We start from the raw sequence: 263 nt of genomic DNA, 5'->3' as shown, positions 1-263 counted from the left end.
GTTGCAACACAGCGCAGATCTGGAACTGGCCCGCGCCCGGCTGCAACAGCTCATCGACAGCCGCTGGCAACAACAACCACTGGAGGTGCATGACTTCCAGACGCTGAATCCGGCGTTTGGCCAAATCACCGGCATGTTCTCCGCCATCTTTGGTTTTATCACCATTCTGATCAGCGCCATTGTGCTGTTCACCGTTGGCAACACCATGAGCATGGCTGTGCTGGAACGGACCGTGGAGATCGGCACTTTGCGCACCCTCGGCC

General features: G+C 58.2%; 1 pseudogene. It reads left to right on the top strand.

The features are described from left to right. Positions 1-263 (top strand): annotated as a pseudogene (locus O4G76_RS20830) (hypothetical protein); the annotation flags it as partial.

This window comes from Limimaricola sp. G21655-S1, from assembly GCF_027213785.1.
GTDB lineage: Bacteria > Pseudomonadota > Alphaproteobacteria > Rhodobacterales > Rhodobacteraceae > Limimaricola.
Note: the sequence above shows the minus strand (reverse complement) of the source record. Positions and strands in the feature narration are given on the sequence as shown.